General features: G+C 43.7%; 20 protein-coding genes and 1 tRNA gene. 14 read left to right on the forward strand and 7 right to left on the reverse strand.

The features are described from left to right. Positions 1-2: 2 nt before the first annotated feature. Positions 3-269, reverse strand: coding sequence for a hypothetical protein (locus tag IWT5_RS06945; RefSeq protein ID WP_089109229.1), 267 nt, complete (start codon positions 267-269; stop codon positions 3-5). Positions 270-490: 221 nt separating this feature from the next. Between IWT5_RS06945 and rnz the strand changes: the two genes are divergently transcribed. From rnz to IWT5_RS06970, 5 genes are all read left to right on the forward strand, one after another. Then, a complete protein-coding gene (rnz, locus tag IWT5_RS06950) occupies positions 491-1429 on the forward strand; it encodes a ribonuclease Z (protein WP_089109230.1) in 939 nt (312 codons plus the stop codon). Positions 1430-1440: 11 nt separating this feature from the next. Beyond that, entirely contained in the window at positions 1441-1785 is a 345-nt protein-coding gene (locus IWT5_RS06955) for a LapA family protein (RefSeq protein WP_089109231.1), read from the forward strand. Further along, positions 1778-4108 carry a single-stranded-DNA-specific exonuclease RecJ gene (gene recJ / locus IWT5_RS06960; protein ID WP_089109232.1) on the forward strand — a complete coding sequence of 777 codons (2331 nt, stop codon included), beginning with the start codon at positions 1778-1780 and terminating at the stop codon, positions 4106-4108. Before IWT5_RS06955 ends, recJ begins: the two co-directional genes overlap by 8 nt. A gap of 17 nt (positions 4109-4125) precedes the next feature. Beyond that, the gene (locus tag IWT5_RS06965) at positions 4126-4644 is read left to right on the forward strand and encodes an adenine phosphoribosyltransferase (RefSeq protein WP_089109233.1); all 519 of its coding nucleotides are present in this window, start codon (positions 4126-4128) and stop codon (positions 4642-4644) included. Between the two features lie 84 nt (positions 4645-4728). Beyond that, positions 4729-4816 (forward strand) — tRNA-Ser (locus IWT5_RS06970). A 667-nt stretch (positions 4817-5483) separates the two neighbouring features. Here the strand turns inward: IWT5_RS06970 and IWT5_RS06975 are convergent. Then, positions 5484-6218 (reverse strand): SDR family oxidoreductase, encoded by a 735-nt coding sequence (locus IWT5_RS06975; protein ID WP_089109234.1) that lies wholly within the window; start codon positions 6216-6218, stop codon positions 5484-5486. A gap of 175 nt (positions 6219-6393) precedes the next feature. Here IWT5_RS06975 and IWT5_RS06980 point away from each other — a divergent pair, with 175 nt between their 5' ends. Continuing rightward, positions 6394-7431 carry a zinc-binding dehydrogenase gene (locus tag IWT5_RS06980; RefSeq protein WP_089109235.1) on the forward strand — a complete coding sequence of 346 codons (1038 nt, stop codon included), beginning with the start codon at positions 6394-6396 and terminating at the stop codon, positions 7429-7431. Positions 7432-7515: 84 nt separating this feature from the next. Here IWT5_RS06980 and IWT5_RS06985 read toward each other — a convergent pair whose 3' ends face one another. Then, positions 7516-8463, reverse strand: a complete 948-nt coding sequence (locus tag IWT5_RS06985; protein WP_089109236.1) for an aldo/keto reductase — start codon at positions 8461-8463, stop codon at positions 7516-7518. Positions 8464-8653: 190 nt separating this feature from the next. Here IWT5_RS06985 and IWT5_RS06990 point away from each other — a divergent pair, with 190 nt between their 5' ends. The 4 genes from IWT5_RS06990 (at position 8654) to IWT5_RS07005 (ending at position 11918) form a co-directional block, all read left to right on the forward strand. Further along, complete coding sequence (locus IWT5_RS06990) at positions 8654-9847, forward strand: MFS transporter (RefSeq protein WP_089109237.1); 1194 nt, start codon at positions 8654-8656, stop codon at positions 9845-9847. Between the two features lie 97 nt (positions 9848-9944). Continuing rightward, a complete protein-coding gene (locus IWT5_RS06995) occupies positions 9945-10850 on the forward strand; it encodes a metal ABC transporter solute-binding protein (protein ID WP_089109238.1) in 906 nt (301 codons plus the stop codon). Positions 10851-10960: 110 nt separating this feature from the next. After that, a complete protein-coding gene (locus IWT5_RS07000) occupies positions 10961-11527 on the forward strand; it encodes a cadmium resistance transporter (RefSeq protein ID WP_089109239.1) in 567 nt (188 codons plus the stop codon). Positions 11528-11576: 49 nt separating this feature from the next. Beyond that, positions 11577-11918, forward strand: coding sequence for an ArsR/SmtB family transcription factor (locus IWT5_RS07005; RefSeq protein ID WP_089109240.1), 342 nt, complete (start codon positions 11577-11579; stop codon positions 11916-11918). A gap of 43 nt (positions 11919-11961) precedes the next feature. On the opposite strand, the gene IWT5_RS07010 is transcribed toward IWT5_RS07005, so the two are convergent. Further along, entirely contained in the window at positions 11962-12513 is a 552-nt protein-coding gene (locus tag IWT5_RS07010) for a GNAT family N-acetyltransferase (RefSeq protein ID WP_089109241.1), read from the reverse strand. Between the two features lie 239 nt (positions 12514-12752). On the opposite strand from IWT5_RS07010, the gene IWT5_RS07015 reads away from it, so the two are divergent. After that, positions 12753-13115, forward strand: coding sequence for a hypothetical protein (locus IWT5_RS07015; protein ID WP_159459304.1), 363 nt, complete (start codon positions 12753-12755; stop codon positions 13113-13115). A 121-nt stretch (positions 13116-13236) separates the two neighbouring features. After that, entirely contained in the window at positions 13237-13668 is a 432-nt protein-coding gene (locus IWT5_RS07020; protein WP_159459305.1) for a universal stress protein, read from the forward strand. Positions 13669-13900: 232 nt separating this feature from the next. Here the strand turns inward: IWT5_RS07020 and IWT5_RS07025 are convergent, their stop codons facing one another. The 3 genes from IWT5_RS07025 to IWT5_RS07040 all read right to left on the reverse strand — a co-directional run bounded on the left by IWT5_RS07025 (position 13901) and on the right by IWT5_RS07040 (position 16125). Next, positions 13901-14287, reverse strand: a complete 387-nt coding sequence (locus tag IWT5_RS07025) for a DUF805 domain-containing protein (protein ID WP_089109244.1) — start codon at positions 14285-14287, stop codon at positions 13901-13903. 367 nt (positions 14288-14654) lie between these two features. Continuing rightward, positions 14655-15746, reverse strand: coding sequence for a GH25 family lysozyme (locus tag IWT5_RS07035; RefSeq protein ID WP_089109246.1), 1092 nt, complete (start codon positions 15744-15746; stop codon positions 14655-14657). Between the two features lie 112 nt (positions 15747-15858). Further along, positions 15859-16125, reverse strand: a complete 267-nt coding sequence (locus IWT5_RS07040) for an HPr family phosphocarrier protein (protein WP_089109247.1) — start codon at positions 16123-16125, stop codon at positions 15859-15861. Positions 16126-16284: 159 nt separating this feature from the next. On the opposite strand from IWT5_RS07040, the gene IWT5_RS07045 reads away from it, so the two are divergent. Both IWT5_RS07045 and IWT5_RS07050 read left to right on the forward strand, forming a co-directional pair. Beyond that, a complete protein-coding gene (locus IWT5_RS07045; protein WP_089109248.1) occupies positions 16285-16674 on the forward strand; it encodes a hypothetical protein in 390 nt (129 codons plus the stop codon). A 29-nt stretch (positions 16675-16703) separates the two neighbouring features. Then, complete coding sequence (locus IWT5_RS07050; protein WP_089109249.1) at positions 16704-17882, forward strand: hydroxymethylglutaryl-CoA synthase; 1179 nt, start codon at positions 16704-16706, stop codon at positions 17880-17882. The last annotated feature ends 66 nt before the right edge of the window (positions 17883-17948 follow it).

The following is a 17948-nucleotide window of genomic DNA, read 5'->3' on the forward strand; positions in this document are numbered from 1 at the left end:
CCCTATTTAAATAAGAGCCAGTGCCCCGATTGGCGAAAGCCATAAAGCCGTTCGCCGTTAGCGTTAAAGATGATTAATTGCTGATTAAAGTGAGTGGCATGCTGGCGAAAGCTTGCAATAGTTAATGGCGTCTGAGTGGCTGAATGGAGTAAAAACTGTTGTTCAGAACTCGACAGATTAGAAATCGGCGTAATTGGATCAGTATCAAGACCTAAAGTTAAAGTTGGATCTAACTGGTGGATTAACGTTATCAATTCTTCTAGGCGCAAGTTTTTCACTCCCTCTAATATCATTATACCTTATCTTTTTTCCCATAAGTTAACTGAACCACTTTACTTATTCATCGTCCAACATAATGAATTTCAGCCAAATAATCAAACAATCGGCCGTCGAATCTGATACAATTATAGGGTTGGGATCCGTTTTAAAAAGGACCAGATCACACCAGCTGAGATGTTCGGTGCAAGATAGATAGAAAAGGACGACAGATATGCAAATTGAATTTTTAGGTACCGGTGCCGGTTCCCCAGGAAAATTTAGGAACGTCAGCAGTTTAGCACTACGGTTACTAGAAGAACGCAATTCCATCTGGCTGTTTGATGCCGGCGAAGGTACTCAGCAACAGATTCTGAGAACAACGATCAAACCACGAAAAATCGATAAAATATTTATTACCCACTTACATGGTGACCATATTTTTGGCTTGCCAGGTTTATTAAGCAGCCGATCCTTTCAGGGCGGTAACGATAAGTTAACCATTTACGGTCCAAAGGGGATTCGTAATTTTGTTTTAACCAGTTTAAAAGTTTCCGAAACCAAGTTATCGTACTTCATTGATTTTGTGGAACTATCTGGTGGTGGTGAAATTTTTAAAGATGATAAATTCACCGTCTATGCTGAACATTTGGATCATAAGATTGAAACCTTTGGCTACCGGGTAGAAGAACGGGATCATCCAGGTGAACTCATGGTTGATAAACTCCGAGAAGATAACGTGCCATCAGGGCCAGTTTATGGGCAGTTAAAGGCGGGTAAGACCGTTACTTTACCAGATGGTAGAGAAATCAATGGGCAAGACTACATTGGTCATGCACAAAAGGGACGGATAGTTGCCATTTTAGGTGATACTCGTAAGACTGCTAACAGCTACAAACTAGCTGAAAACGCGGATGTTTTGGTTCATGAAAGCACCTTTGCTAAGGATGAAGCGGCCATGGCGCATAGTTATTACCACTCCACTAACGTTCAGGCGGCTAATATTGCCAAGACATCTCACGTCGGCCGGTTATTACTAAACCATATTTCAGCTCGTTACAATGGCAAGCTGGCCCGTGAGTTAGAAAAACAGGCACAAGCTGTCTTTAGCCGTAGCAAAGTTGTGAAGGATTTTGATATCATTGATATTCCGTTTGATAAAGAACGGGAATAGGGGGCTATTCAATGAAACGTCAAGGAAAAGTGATCATTGCGATTCTACTCGTTATTTTGATCGCCATTTTTTCGGTCATGAATACTGAATCAATACCGGTTCATTTTGGCGTTACCACCGTTTCATGGCCATTAGTGTTGATTTTACTAGTGGCTATTTTTCTTGGTGCCATTTTGATGTTTTTATTTGCGACAATTTCAAACTTTCAAAATAAACGAACCATTAAGCAGCAGGCCGAACAGATTCAAGCGTTAAAAACACGTTTAGACGAAATTAAGCCAACTGACGGCCAATTGGCTCATAGTGAAAAAGTCGATTCTAGTCAATCAGAAGTGAAGGATGATGACCATGATTGAAGCACATTATGATTGGCAAGTAAAAAATGTTGATCAGCCAAGTGAAGCGGCCTCGCAGTTAGCTAATTCACTGTCAATTGAACCGATGGTCGCCCAAATCTTGCTGAATCGTGGCTATGATACTGAGGCTAAAGCCACGCAATTTTTACAGCCCGATTTATCCCAGCTGCATGATCCAATGACCATGCATGATATGGAAAAGGGTGTCGAGCGCATTCAAACGGCGGTTGCTAATGGTGATCACATTACGATTTATGGTGATTATGATGCTGATGGCGTCACCAGTACGTCAATTTTGTACGAAACCCTCGATCAAATTGGGGCTAATGTTGATTACTTTATTCCAAATCGGTTTGTGGATGGCTATGGTCCCAATGTTGCTGCTTTTGAGCGCTTAATTGAAAATGGTACCCAGTTGATTGTGACCGTGGATAACGGGGTGGCTGGTAACGACGCCATTGCCCGTGCCAACGAATTAGGTTGTGACGTGGTGGTCACCGATCACCATGAGTTGCCTGATAAATTGCCGGATGCGTACGCCATTATTCATCCGCGCCATCCAGAAGGCCAGTATCCCTTTGGTGGCTTATCAGGCGCTGGCGTGGCCTTTAAAGTGGCAACCGCATTGTTAGACGAAATTCCGCAAGAAATGTTGGATTTAGCCGCAATTGGCACGGTTGCTGACCTCGTACCCCTGGTTGATGAGAACCGTGTTTTAGTGACGGCTGGCCTGCAGTTACTTTCTCAAACGGACCGGTTAGGTTTAGTTGCGCTCATTAAAGAAGCAGGGATTGCGCCAGAACGAATTGACGAACAGTCAATTGGCTTTGGAATTGCGCCACGACTGAACGCTCTGGGGCGTTTAGATGACGCTGCACCCGCCGTGGAATTATTGACCACATTGGACGAGGAGCGAGCTGAAAAGCTAGCCTCATTGACTGAAAAACAGAATAAGTATCGGCAAAAGCTGGTTGCTGACATTAGTCAAGTTGCCTTGGCTCAAGCGCAAGATGAAGCACACCGAAACCACCCAACCATGCTCATTACAGGCAAAGGTTGGCATGAAGGTGTATTGGGAATCGTTGCCAGTAAAGTTGTCGAAGCTACTGGGAAACCAACGGTGGTCCTCGATGTGAATGCCGAAAATGGTACGGCAAAAGGTTCCGGCCGAAGTGTTGAAGGCTTTAACCTGTTTGAGGCTTTTGACGGCCAGCGAGATTTGCTGGTTAATTTTGGTGGGCATGCAGCTGCGGTGGGGATGACCGCAAAAGCTGACCAGCTGAGTCAGCTCCAAGCTGGTTTTGATCAAGCAGCTATTGATCAGAATTTAGCCGATCAACCGAAAACGCCTTTAAAGGTTGCTTCGGAAATGGCTGTTGGAGATGTATCTGAGAACCTTTACAATCAGCTGCGTCAGTTAGCACCGTTTGGGACTGATAATCCGGTCCCAATGTTTGTGTTTAAGCCAACTGCAGTGAAAAATGTAAAAGCCATTGGGGCTGACGGCAAGCACCTGAAGTTTCAGTTAGCTGACCAAAATCATCAACTCAATGCCATTGATTTCGGTGCTGGTGATTTAGCACCCGTATTGCAAAGTGCGCCGCAACAAGTCGAAGTCGTTGGTCAGATAGAAACTAATGTTTGGCAAGGCCGAACGTCCATGCAGGTCATGGTAAAAGATCTGGCAGTCGCTGGACTAATCATTAGCGATCAACGAACGCAAAAGTTACGCTCTGAAATATTTCAGGATGCCAATGCCACTTACGTTTTCTTTAACCAACGCCTTTATGAAAAATTGCAGCCACAAATTCCGGCGACAGCCAGTTCATGGTTGCTATCGGATGCTAAACGGTTAGGTAAGGTTCAGACACCAACCGTGTATTTAGTGGATTGTCCAGCACAAATAACTGACTTAAAGGTGGCGTTAAGTGCGATTAAAGCTGATCAAATTGTCACTTATTTCTATTTAAATGAAAGTCATTACCTTTTGGGGATGCCAGATCGCTCACAATATGCTAAACTGTTTAGGTTCGTTAAAACGCATCATGATGTGGATGTCTCCCATCGCCTAAATGAGTTGGCGAAGTATTTACAAATCGTCCCGACTCAGTTAGTCTTGATGTTGCAGATTTTTCGTGAGCTAGACTTTGTGACCATTGCTAATGGCAAGCTGAATGAAGTTAAACAACCAGCTCATCGTCAGATAACTGACGCACCAAGTTACCAAAAACGACAACAGCAAATTGAAACTGAAAAACAACTATTGTATAGCGAAACAGCCGACTTAAAGTCACTGTTGACCTCGCTAATTGCACAAGATTAAAGGAGTTGCTATTTAAAATGACGATTGATTTAAAGAAGTACATTGCTACGGTGCCGGATTATCCTGAGCCCGGTGTAATGTTCCGTGACATCTCACCATTGATGTCAGATGGTGAAGCTTACCGTTACGCAACTGATCAACTGGTTGACTATGCTCGTAGTAAGAACGTTGACATGGTGGTTGGACCCGAAGCACGTGGTTTCATTGTGGGTTGCCCAGTGGCCTATGAACTGGGTATTGGGTTTGCACCGGCTCGTAAAGAAGGTAAGTTACCTCGGGAAACAGTCAAAGCAACTTATGATCTTGAATATGGCAAGTCTGCCCTTTATTTGCACAAAGATGCTATCAAACCGGGCCAGCGAGTATTAGTAACCGATGATTTACTGGCTACCGGTGGGACAATCGGTGCAACCATTGATTTAGTCGAAGACTTAGGTGGCATCGTAGTTGGGACTGCCTTTATTATTGAATTGAAGGATCTTCATGGCCGAGATAAGATTAAAGGTCACGACATCTTTAGCTTAATGGAATACTAAGAAGCAAATGAACACGCTAAATAATAACAACTGATAGTTGCAAGTTTTCTCAGGTTTGTTATAATTATTTAGTGTGTTACTTATGGAGAGTTGGCAGAGTGGTAATGCACCGGACTCGAAATCCGGCGAACCGGCTTATACCGGCGCGCAGGTTCAAATCCTGTACTCTCCTTAAATGTTTTTCAATAGCTCGTCATATCTAGCTAAAAGGCTGATATGACGGGCTTTTTAGCTTATAAATTTTCAATAGCAAGCATTTATAAACTAGTTTTGGTTGTCCAGGAGGTTGTCTAGTTTGATGGAAAATTTCGCGGACAACCCAAATATTTAGTCAAACGCTCTCCAAGGTGAGAATGCACATATATTGAGCGGTGTTCGCATCCAAAAAAATGTACCTCTTTATGCAGAAAATCGATGGTATTTTTAAGTGGCTAAATTTCTTGATGCTCCCGTTTCATTAAATAAATTTTATAATATATCACATCTTTTATATGGAATATAACAACAGTTCGTACCGGTTACCAATTTCACAAGATTGTGTCTATTCAATGGAATGACTGGGTTATCAAACAAATATTTTTTGTGTTAAAAATCACAATAAAGCTATAATGATTAAGTGTCTAGTACCAATTTTTTGATACTATAAACTATTTTATAAAAAAGGCTTGTAATTGATCTTAGCATTTAGTAGAATGCTAGTTGTACTTTCTTTCGAAATACAATTCTCAACTACAGTTATTGACGTCGGTCCACTACACCCGGCATCAAAAAAGAGCGGTAAATGCCTCTTCCATAACGGAGGCGTTTACCGCTCTTTTATTCAAATTGGTTGATAAACTTTAAATCATCTGTGAAGCAGGTCTTAATAAGACTTCGTTAATCGCAACGTCGGCTGGTTGGTCGATAGCGTAAGCAACGGCATTGGCCACGTCTTCAGCTTTTAAGCCATTTTCTTTTTCCTGTTTTTCGGTTTGAGCCCGTTGTTTAGGATCACTAATGGTACTGAAAAGTTCGGTATCAACGGCACCTGGCGAAATCATTGTGGTTTTAATATGGTTGGCCACTTGTTCTTGACGCAAGCCATCCATAATTGCCTGAATAGCATATTTGGTGCCGGCGTACACTGCCGTACCCGGATGAACCACATGGCCGGCGACCGAGTCAGTGGTGATGATTTGCCCGCTTTTTTGTTTGATCATGGTTGGCAGAACGGCTGCAATGCCATACAGGACACCCTTAATGTTGACATCAATCATCCGTTCCCATTCATCGACTTTCAGTTCGGCCAATTTCGAAATGGGCATTAGCCCCGCATTGTTGTAAAGGACGTCTACCCGTTGGAAGTTATCGATTGCTAGCTTAACCAGACTGGCAACGCTGCTTCGATCAGTGACATCGGTTTCTTGGAACAGCACATTTCCGTTTGGAAACTGATCGGCGATTGCTCGTAAACGATCGACACGACGAGCACCAATCACAACTTTAGCACCAGATTGAGCTAATTTTTCTGCGGTTGCCCGGCCAATGCCACTAGAAGCACCCGTAATGACAACAACTTTATTCTTGATTGTCAAAATACCAACTCCTTTTTGATTACTATTTTTATTTTAACATTATTTATTCATCTGGAGTCAGGGGGTGTTGCGGCGAGTGCCTTGACTTCAACCGTACTCTAACTGATATACTGATAATGGATTTTTAATGATCTTCATAAAGAGGTCAAATGGATATTGAGAGGGGATTATTTTAATGAAAACAACAGTATTTGAAAAAGTGGGTCAAGTCGCTATCGAAAATGTGGATAAGCCAACCATTCAAGCTGAAGATGACGTGATCATCAAAGTCGTTAGAACCTGCGTTTGCGGATCTGACTTATGGGCTTATCGAGGCTTGGAAGATAAAGATGATCATTCTATCAACTCGGGTCATGAGGCAATCGGCATTGTGGATTCAGTTGGGGGTAACATAACGACCGTGAAGCCGGGCGACTTTGTGATCGCGCCGTTTACTCACGGATGCGGCCATTGTGCAGCATGTTTAGCTGGTTTTGACGGTGACTGTCAGAGTCATGATGATAACTTCAGTAACGGCGTTCAATCAGAGTACGTCCGCTTCCAACATGCTGACTGGGCGCTGATCAAGGTACCAGGGCAGCCCAGTGATTATAGCGATGAAATGTTGAATTCATTGTTGAGCCTTGCAGATGTCATGGCAACCGGTTATCATGCGGCACGAGTAGCTAACGTAACAACGGGTGATACAGTTGTGGTCGTTGGTGATGGTGCCGTTGGTCTCTGCGGCGTAATTGCTGCTAAAATGCGCGGGGCTAAACGAATTATTGCGATGAGCCGGCATGAAGACCGTCAAAAATTGGCGACTGAATTTGGCGCAACGGACATTATTGCTGAACGGGGCGACGAAGCCGTTGAAAAGGTGATGGCGTTGACGAATAACGCGGGTGCCGATGCCGTATTGGAATGTGTCGGGACTGAACAGTCCAACGACACGGCCATGAAGGTGGGCCGCCCAGGTGCGATTGTTGGTCGTGTGGGCTTGCCTCATGAACCTAAAATGGATATGGCTAATTCCTTTTATAACAATACGATTATTGCCGGTGGTCCAGCTTCAGTAACGACCTATGATAAGCAAACGCTATTAAAAGCGGTACTCGATGGGGACATTCATCCTGGTAAAGTCTTTACGAAAGCATTCAGTTTGGATGACATCGATGAGGCTTATCAAGCAATGACAAAGCGTGAAGCCATTAAGTCATTAATTATTGTTTAATTTAAAATTCTATCAAACAGTCAGTAAAAGGGTCAGCAAACACTCATTCGAAGTGCTTGCCGGCCCTTATTTTTTATTTATCAATTATGACTCATTCATGCTATGTTCCCAACTACCCTGAGTATTCACGTGTGCCTGGTCTGCCAATGATTCTAGTGATTTCATGTCAGCTGACGCCAATTTGAGTGAAATGGTGTTTTTAGTGTCAGCAATGTAATGCTGTTTGGTTACACCAATAATGGGCGTGGTTCCTTTTTGGATGACCCACGCGGTTGCGATATCAGCCACTGCAACGTGATATTGGCCAGCAAGTTTAATCATCTTTGCCAATAATTCGTTCAGCTTTGGCAACATTGGGTTGTAGGTTCGTGCCCGGTTACTGTCACCTTCAAATGGGTGGGTAGCATCATGCTTACCGGTCAAAACGCCCTGTTCCAAGACCATGTAAGGGAAGAATGTGATGTTGTTTTGGTGGCAGTAATCTAGGATGCCAGTCTCCTCGGATTGTCGATGGAGCAGGCTAAAATGATTTTGCACGGCATCAAGTTGGACGCCACCGGCATTTAAAATTTCTCTAGCCCGCTTGATTTGCTTCAAATTGTGATTGGACACACCAACATGCTTAACCAAACCGGCTTTGACCAATGGGATGATCAGCGGCGTCCATTTTTCAACCCCCTCGGCGTTATGGATCCAGTAGAGGTCAATGTAGTCCGTATGCAATCGTTTCAAACTGTCGGCCAGCATGTCAGCCACTGGATTATCTCCTGTTCCGGCAAACCGCGGTGTGAATTTTGTGGATAGAAAATAGTCATCACGAGGATATGCTTTCAAACAGTTTCCCAGAATTGTTTCTGAAGAACCTTGGCCGTACGCAGCAGCTGTATCCCAAAGATTTAACCCATTTGCCATAGCTGAATCAACTACGGCTTGCAAATCAGTTTGCGTTAAGTGATGACCAAAAACTTGATCACCGCCGTTTACTCCTGATCCCCAAGACCAGGTCCCAAGTGCTACTTTTGCATCAAACATAATAAGCCTTCTTTTTTAATATAATAGTGATGTTCGTCATTAATTATGCTGAAAGAAGCGCCGAAAAGCAACTTTGATGTCTTAATGAATTGGGCAAAATTTGAGAAGCTATGATTGATGTCATCGAAAGGAAATTGCGGTATACTGCCCGTGAAATAAGTCGGTGTAGAGAGACAGGAGGGCTGATATGATGGACAAACAACGCCTGAGAGCTTTCGCTTTTATTTTGGTCACCTTCCTATTAGGGTGCAACGAATTTATGGTGGTGGGAATTTTGTCAGAAATCGCCCGGCATCTCAACGTGTCGTTGACGCAAGTTGGCTACCTGGTGACCGTTTTTGCCGTGGTCTACGCGGTGAGTACGCCGATCATCACGATTTTTACCAGTAAGTATGATCGGTATCAGACCCTCTTAGTCCTGTTGGGGGTATTTTTAGTGGGGAACACGTTAAGTGCCATTGCCCCCAACTACGGTTGGATGCTGTTGTCGCGGATGATTGCGGCGAGTGTTGCCGGGGCAATTATTTCGTTGCTGATGGCGTTTATTTCGGCCATTGCCACCGAAGAAAAGCGGGCAAGCCTAGTAGCCTGGGTGTTTGCCGGCTACAGCATTGCGTCGGTTTTTGGTGTTCCCATCGGCACGATGATCAGCATTCAGTATAGTTGGCGGGACGCGTTTATGCTGGTGTCGTTGCTGACTGTGATCGCCTATGGTGGGTTAGTTTGGCTGCTGCCGAGGCATGTGGATCAGGTTACGGGGTCGCTGGTTGCTCAATTAAAATTACTGCGAGATCGGCGGATTCAAATCGGGATCTTGCTAGCACTCTTCACCGCGGCCACCATGTATGGCTATTACACCTATATTCGACCGTTACTCACCAGCGGATTGGGTTTCAGCCGCAACAGTCTCAACGTGCTGCTCTTTATGATCGGTGTTATGAGCATTGTTTCTAATCGCTGGTCGGGACACCTGGCGAAGCACGGTGGGCTCAATCGGCTGCCAAAATATTACGTAGCGGATCTGATCATCTTGATGCTGCTGCCGGAAGCATTGAATAATGAAGCGCTAGGTTTCGGCGCATTACTGATTTTGACCATGATTGTGACGTTATTAAGTGCGCCGCTGCAGGTTTATTTTTTAGATATTGCTGAACACGACTATCCACAAGCACTGGTGCTAGCATCGTCGCTCAGCTCGATTTTCTTTAATTTTGGGATCACGCTGGGTTCGGCAACTGCGTCAGTGATGTTTGATGTGATCGGCTTAAAGGATATTAGCTTTGGCTCGGCGATTTATGCCGTGATTTCATTATCGCTCATTATCGGGTTAAACCGGCTGATCAACCAGCAGTCCAGCCTTATAAAAAAACGCACTGATCATTGAATTGTTATAAAAAGTAATGATTACTATTTACAAGGAGAGCTAACTACGCTATTGTTTAAAGAGTAATTGTTACTATTTAAATTCGGAGGTTAGTTAAATGTTTGGCATAAGACGTAAGAGATTGATGGTTAGTTGGTTAGTCGCAGTGGTAGGAGTCGGTCTGGTTCTCAGTGGCTGTGGTCGCTCAGAAACCAGTTCTTCACCACAAAAGATTCTGGTGGTAACGAGTACTGATTTTTATGGTGAGGTTGCCCGCGCAGTTATCGGGAATAAGGGGACGGTTCATGCCGTCATTAATCAGGCAGCCGTTGACCCGCATGATTATGAACCAACGCCTAAAGTTGCCAAAATGGTGCATCATGCAAATGTGGTGGTTGCTAACGGCATTGGTTATGATAGTTGGATGAATCGACTGGTAACGGGTAAAAAAGCGACGCTGATCCGGGTTGGCAATGATTTGTTGAAGAAGCAAAATGGTGATAACCCACATCTGTGGTACCAGCCGCAAACCATGCCCACATTAGCGCGGGCGTTGGCAAAGCAATTTGCGAAAGAGCAGCCCAGAAACAAGGCCTACTTTGAAAAAAATGCCAAGCGATATATTGCATCGCTAAAGCCGATCGATACTGAGATGAATCACATTAAACAGCTCAGTTCACGGCAGAAGCAAAAGCGAGTGTATGTCAGTGAACCGGTCGTTGATTATGCCATTCAGGCATTAGGGTTCAAAGTTGCTAATAGGGACTTTGAAGAAGCGATTGAAAATGGCAGTGATCCGTCACCCAAATCGATTCGGCAGATGCAAAATGGTCTCAGAAAACATCAAGTTGCGTTCTTTGTCTTCAATAAACAAGTTGATAGCAAAACGGTGAATAATTTGGTCACGATTGCCAAGCAAAACCACGTGCCGGTGTTAAAGGTCACGGAAACCTTACCTGATAACTTGAGTTACAAACAGTGGATGTTAGGTCAGTACAGACAGTTAGCAAAAATCATAAAGTAGTTTAAAAGCTTCACGACAATACGGTCGTGAAGCTTTTTTGACATCTATTCTGTTAAATATGTTATATGTGGCATATAATATATTTAAGAAAAGAAAGAGGGACTTGAATTTTGAACTACTGGTTATTAACGTTAACTTTCTTGAGTGTGAACCTGGATTTTTTCTTCATGCTGATTTTCCTATTAAAGAAGTATCAGATGTCGAAAGTGATGGTCGGATATTTACTGGGTAATCTGATCTTACTGATTTTAAGCTATGCTGTCGGAAAAGCGTTACTGGTTTTTCTGCCGGAATGGCTATTAGGTATTTTGGGAATCCTGCCGATTTACCTCGCTTTTCATGATGACGATGATTCGGATGACGATAAGCACCATCGGTCGCAGATTATCAGTGTCATGCTGACGTATTTATCCGTGTGTGCGGGGTGCAACCTGTCCATTTTCTTGCCGGTATTAGTGGGTGAGAGCATGGCACATTTCTTGATGACCCTCGTCTTTATTGGCGCGTTAACGTTGCTGGTCGTACTCGTGATTAAGGGTATTGCTAACGTGCCAGCTGTTACCAGTGTGATGGAGAAGTACGGCGAAAAGTTAATGAAGGCCTGCTACATCCTGATTGGTTTGTGGGTCTTCTGGGATAGCGGTTTAATCAGTCACGTGATAGCTTTCTTGCACTAAATGTTCCATAATAGGGATATTGAATCCAGCATAAGTGGAGGGATCTCGCATGAAAGTTAGTAATGCGCTTTTAGAAGAAGCTGTCAAAATTTACAAGGTTTTGAGCAATACAAGCCGGATCAAAATTTTGTATTTTCTTGAGAATAATGAGGCAGACGTTTCGACGATAGTGGAAAATGTTAATCTGCCACAGCCAATGGTTTCTCATCAACTGGCAATGCTCTATCGCTATCAATTAGTTACGCGAGAAAAGAAGGGGACACACGTATACTACTGCTTGGACGATCCACATATTTTAGAAATGGTAGATGCCATGCTAGGCCACGTTTCACACGAAATAAAGGGTGAGCCGCATCCCTATAAAAATTCAGAACAGCGTTTGAGTAAATAAAAGGAGCAGGCTACCGTGAGGTAACCTGCTCCTTTATTATTCATTAGCTTGCTTGGTGTTTTGCTGCGTGGTCTTGATGCGGCAGCATTTCGTAGACATAACTTAAATCGGTTGGGTGATAAACACCGTAGATCTCACCAACTTTGGTGAAGCCCATCTTGTCGATCAAGTGTTGCATTGGCTTGTTGTCGGCATGGGTATCAATACGGATGCTGGTGATCTCAGGATGATCTGAAATCACGTGGTTGATAACGGCCTCGAATAACCGTGTGGCGTAGCCATGACCGGCGTGCTGCGAATGAATCGCTACCCGGTGCAGGACGATGTAGTCGTTGGAATCGTTTAGCCAGGTCCCCTTCATAGTGTCATACGAAGGATCCGGGGCAGTGACGATGGCAATGGCACCCACCGTTTCGTTATCATCTGACTGTGCTAGGTAAGCAAAGCCGTTGTTGATATCATAGGTGATTTGATCACGGGAAGGATAGTCACCTTGCCATTGATCAACACCGCTTTCTGCTAATTGGTTACTGCCGTCTTTTAAAATAGCAATGAGTGTGTCTAAATCTGCTAATGTTGCTTTTCTTAATTTCATCAATATCGACTCCTTACTTAAAATCACTTTTACAAGATTACGCTAAGTTGCACCTAATTACCAGCAAAAGATTTCAATTAACGAAAATAATGAAATGTTTCGTCACAAAAATGTGACTTTCTCGTTATTGTGTATTAATCTCCATCAGTTATCCTAGTACTCATGATATTAAAAACTGAAGGAGGGCCAGTATGAATAGGACAATCAAGCTTATAATAGCAGGACTCAGCCTGGTTTTCATGGCAATGGGATTAATCTTTAGTCAAAGCCAGCCGACAGCCGCATCCAGCCGAAAAACGTCGGCGTTACAAAATGCCAGCCAAACATCAGTCTCAACTAGACGAGTGACACTGTCAGATACGCATCAATTACACGTGATTATTACCGCCTATGACAATAACCAAAATGTGAGCCATCAACGCTATTCATACCGGCTCTTCCGAAACGGTAAGAGAATTGCTGTCCGGACATTCTCAGATGGTCATGCGACTAACGTGATCAGCGCCAGACCAGGAAACTATTCACTGCGGGTCTATGATCAGCAAAAACAGGTGAGCTTTAGTGGGGGGATTTCAACTTCCAACCAGCCGCATTTTGTCTAATCGCTCGCAAATGAAGGGCATTAAAATTGCTTTCGTCAGAATTATCACTCATACTGAATACAGATGATAAGGTGAAATTGGCCAACAGGCTGCTGACAAGCTTACTAAAGGAGCGATGACAATGTTCTCACACATTTTGGTGCCACTTGATGGTAGTGATAATTCTAAATCTGCCTTACAGGCTGCAATTAAAATCAGCCGCTATTTTGGCTCGACGATTACGTTAATTGCGGTGGTCGATGCAACTCGGATGACGTTAGCTGCCGGAAATATTCCCCTTGATATCCAAGGTGAGTTGCGGAAACGGGCAGTAGAAGTGATTGATGAAGGTAAAAAGATGACCGAACAGGCCGGCATCGAAACGAAAACGATGATTGAGGCCGGTTCTCCCAAAACGGTGATTGTGGATACTGCCAATAACAGTGACTGTGATTTAGTTGTGATTGGTAAGTCGGGTGTAGATGCCATCAATCGCTTACTGATTGGTTCAACAACGGCGTACGTGGTGCGTCGCGCTAACGTTCAAGTACTCGTCGTTAATGCGGAAGAATAGGTTAAAAATGAGTGTGTGACAAAACTCGGTAGATTCCAGAATTTAACGTAAAAATGCCAATTCCGACGAACTTTCGGAGTTGGCATTTTTACGTTAAATGGCCGGAATCTGAGTTTTGGCACATGATTAGACCATATTGAAGTATTGAACTGAAGTATAATCTTAACAAATTCTGTTTAGAGATGGATTGAAATACTTACCAATGTAGACTTATGGCACTGCCCCATTTTGATTACTGAATCTGCGACTGATTTAAAGGCCATCTTTGATTTTCAACGGTCGGCATGAGTAATAACACGAACAGCCAAATCGTTCCTAATACGGGAATGATGGAAATGAGTAGCCACCAGTTACTATGATTCGAGTCATGCAAACGGCGTGCCCGAATGGTGAAGTTAGCGATCCAGATCAGAATAAGTAACAGACCAAAGATGACTGAATTGGTATTACCGGCAACTTCATAATGACCGTTAACCAAATACTGAGATTGATGCGTCAGTATCCCGTAGAACCAAATTAGGATGGCATTAATAATGTAGGCTGTCCAGTACTGTTTTCGGGTCGCTGTTGCGTTGAAAACAGTGAGCTTTGACCAGTATTCAATGTAATTTTGAATCATGAAGAGTCTCCTTAAAGTTTATTTAACAATAAAATTGGATTTAAATAAGTAACCGCAAGAGGGGCAGCGATTCATCCCGTAATAAATGGTCATTTCTCGGTGACATTGCGGACAATTACCCGGGATACCACGGCGAATTTTTTTAAAGGTCGTTGTTGGTTTTTCAGATTTATCAGTCATTTTTGTCACTCCCTCGATGATTTAAGTATAGCATTTTCGGGTCAGAATGGCTGTAATGGTGCTGGTTAGTTTGGGTTATGAATGAACCCAAACACAAATAATGCCTATTCCGATAAGTCGGGAATAGGCATTATTTAAATCACACTCTGAAACAGCGTGTTAAACATTCAGTGACAACTTTTGACATTTACGCTTTAGGGTTAACACCGGCATGGAGATAACCGCGCCAGATCCAACCAGAGTGTTTGCCATTGCCGCTGCGGACGTGGTAGTAGATTGCTGAATTGTGAGAAGCTTTACGATATAATTTTTCGTGAGCATCAGTGTACCAAGTCGTATGCGGCAAGTTTTTCATGTCTGCGTACTTAATACCTAAATGCTTAGAATAACGAGCGCCAGAAAGTGTCCAGTAAGCATGACGGTGCATCGAAGCACGCCATACTAGCGTTACTGAGTTCGAACGGGCAGCTGAATAGTTAGAAGGCGTTGTTGGGGCTGGCGCAGGAACTTTAACCAACGTCGTCTTTGGTGTTGAGCTGCTTGAGCTGGTGTGGACGGCAACGTTAGCACTGCCGTTGACGTAGAATTCGTTATTTAATTGGCTGACATCGAGATTTTGTGATTCACCGTTGAAACGGTAATCAGAAGCCCACTGCCAAGCGTTAGCAGACGGGTATTCAGTGCCTGAAGGATTGGCTGGCCACTGTGCTAACCAGCCTTTATTACTGGCATTTGTGTCAATCCGGTTGCCAATCCAGCTTGCCATGGTGTATAAATCAGTTTTATTGTAACCCGCATCATTTAAAACACTGTCAAAAGCGGCTAAATCAGCATCGTTTTGACTCTTGGAAAGGTTTGCCAGTTCGCTGGCTTCAAAATCGACCACCATGACCATGTTCTTTGAACTGGTGACAGATTGAACGGCGTTAATGAAGTTTTGGGCTTCAGCTTTGGCACTTGATACCGAGGTAAAGTGGGCGAAGTGATAGTAGTTAACCGCTAAGCCCGCATCTTGGGCATCCTGGGCTTGCTGCTGAAGCACAGGACTCGTGTAGTAAGTGCCTTCAGTGGCTTTGATTGCCACCGCTTTAACACCCGCATCGTGTAATTTTTGATAGTCGCTGGCACCCAAATTGGATTGCCAGCTGGATAAATCGACCATGTCAGTTCTGGGTTGAGAACTGCTGGGGTTAAGTTGGGCGCTGGCGTTATGAGCACCCACTAATAAAACGGCGCCAGCAGTCACTAGACCCGTGAATAATTGTTTAGATAATTGCATGATATAAAATCCCCCTAAAACATTCTCGTGATGCTATTAGTATAACGCTGATTAGTTGAACTTTTCATTAAAAAAACCGATTACTTTAAAAGCAATCGGTTAATGATACAGGTTAAATTCTAGCGACCAGATGATTGTCAACCAGGGTCGAAACGACGGCCTCGAGCTGCTCAGTGGTACCATCCACACTTAATTCAATATTTGCACCGTTTGGAACACCTAGGCTCATGACACCAAGTGAACTGGTGGCAATCGTAGTAGTCCCTTGATATTTAAGCATAATTTTAAACTGGTATTTTGATAATTCGTTTGTCAGCTGATTAACAACTTCACCCGTTAATCCGTCAGAAGCCACGACTTTAATTGTAGTAATTTCCAATTCAAACACCCCATTTTATTAAATTAGTTTACGGTTCAAGTTCCCTTTGGTTCCGTTAAAGAAACCACTGCTTGGTAAGCGGTTAATACTATGATAGCATGGTACAGGAAGAAATCAAAAGCAGACGAGATAAATAATGGTAATTAAGGAGAGGTTTTAATGCGCTTTCAGGATTTAGTGCCAATAGAGTTAAACGTGATTGAAACGTCGACTGTTTACCAAGCTGGGAAACCCAGGCCAAAACAGCACGATTGGCAGATTGACTGGGAACGGTTGCGGCAGCTGATTTTGGATAATGATGAACGGATCGATGAAGTTAAAGCAGGAATCGCCGAAGACTGGGTTCGTACACACGGTACCGTTTGGGATCGTTTCCGCGGGTTTTATCGGCGTCCAAATGACAGTTATGATTATGATGATACCGTCTTTTGGGGGTATTCATCTTGGGGGACACCCGCTATCGCTGTGATTTTTGCTGACGAAACGGAAGCTTCCTATCAGCTGTATAAGGAAGGTATGGACTACAATTTTCACTATTTAGGAAAATAATTTTGATGCGTCATAAATGAGGAGAAATTATGCAAATTGGAATTGATCAGTTAGCGTTTTATACGCCAAACACTTATTTAGATCTTGTTGACCTCGCTAATGCAAGGGGTGAAGAGCCGGATAAATATCGAATTGGTATTGGTCAGTCTGAGCAGGCTGTCATTCCGGTTACTCAAGATGCCGTGACGTTAGCAGCCAACGCTGCCATTAAAGTCGTGGATCAATCTAATCGCGACAAAATTGCCATGGTGTTATTTGGTACTGAATCGGGTATTGATAATTCGAAATCAGCAGCGATTTACCTGAAGCGGTTGCTTGATCTACCTGATAATATTCGCGCGCTGGAAATCAAGCAGGCCTGTTACGGCGCGACTGCCGGTGTTCAGTTTGCGGCTGATTATGTTCGTCTTCATCCCGATAAGCAAGTCCTTGTGATCGGGGCTGATATCGCGCGCTACGGGCTGCATACGCCCGGAGAAGTGACGCAGGGGGGCGGCGCAGTCGCCATGATAATCAGCGCGGCGCCACGGCTATTAAACCTGGATGACGAAACCGCTTTTAGGTCTGAAGATATCATGGACTTTTGGCGGCCACTCTACCGGTCAGAAGCCTTAGTTGACGGCCGTTTTTCAGAAAATGTTTACATCGATTTCTTTAAAGCGGTTTGGTTAGATTACCAGAATCAGACTAACAGAACGATTGCTGACTTTACGGCATTTGCTTTCCATTTACCCTTTACTAAGATGGGGTTGAAAGGGTTAAGGGCGATTTTACCCGAAGCAACAGAAACGCAGCAGGAACGGTTAAAGGCGAATTTTGAAGCAAGCCGGCAGTATAATCGCCAAGTGGGTAATTTGTATACGGGTTCGCTGTATTTAAGTTTGCGGTCGTTATTTGATAATGCGGCCTTAAAACCTGGGCAACGGATTGGTCTGTTTAGTTACGGATCAGGGGCTGAAGGCGAGTTTTTCAGTGGTACAATTAGTGATCAGTTTAAGGCCCAAAAATCCCGTCAATGGTTTAAAACCTTTTTCAGCAACCGAAAACGTCTAGACGTGGCTCAATATGAACGGGTCTTTTCACAGACTTTGCCGCAGCACGATGTGTACCTTGACACCAGTTACGACGATGCCCGGTTTGTGCTGACTGGTGTTCAACATGACCAACGCCAATACTTAGATCGTGATCAGCATAAAGTAACAGAATAGAAAAAAAGAAGTCGGTTATGAAAACCGACTTCTTTTTATTGTAAAGTGAAACCAATACTAAATTGA

The organism is Secundilactobacillus mixtipabuli, from assembly GCF_002217925.1.
GTDB lineage: Bacteria > Bacillota > Bacilli > Lactobacillales > Lactobacillaceae > Secundilactobacillus > Secundilactobacillus mixtipabuli.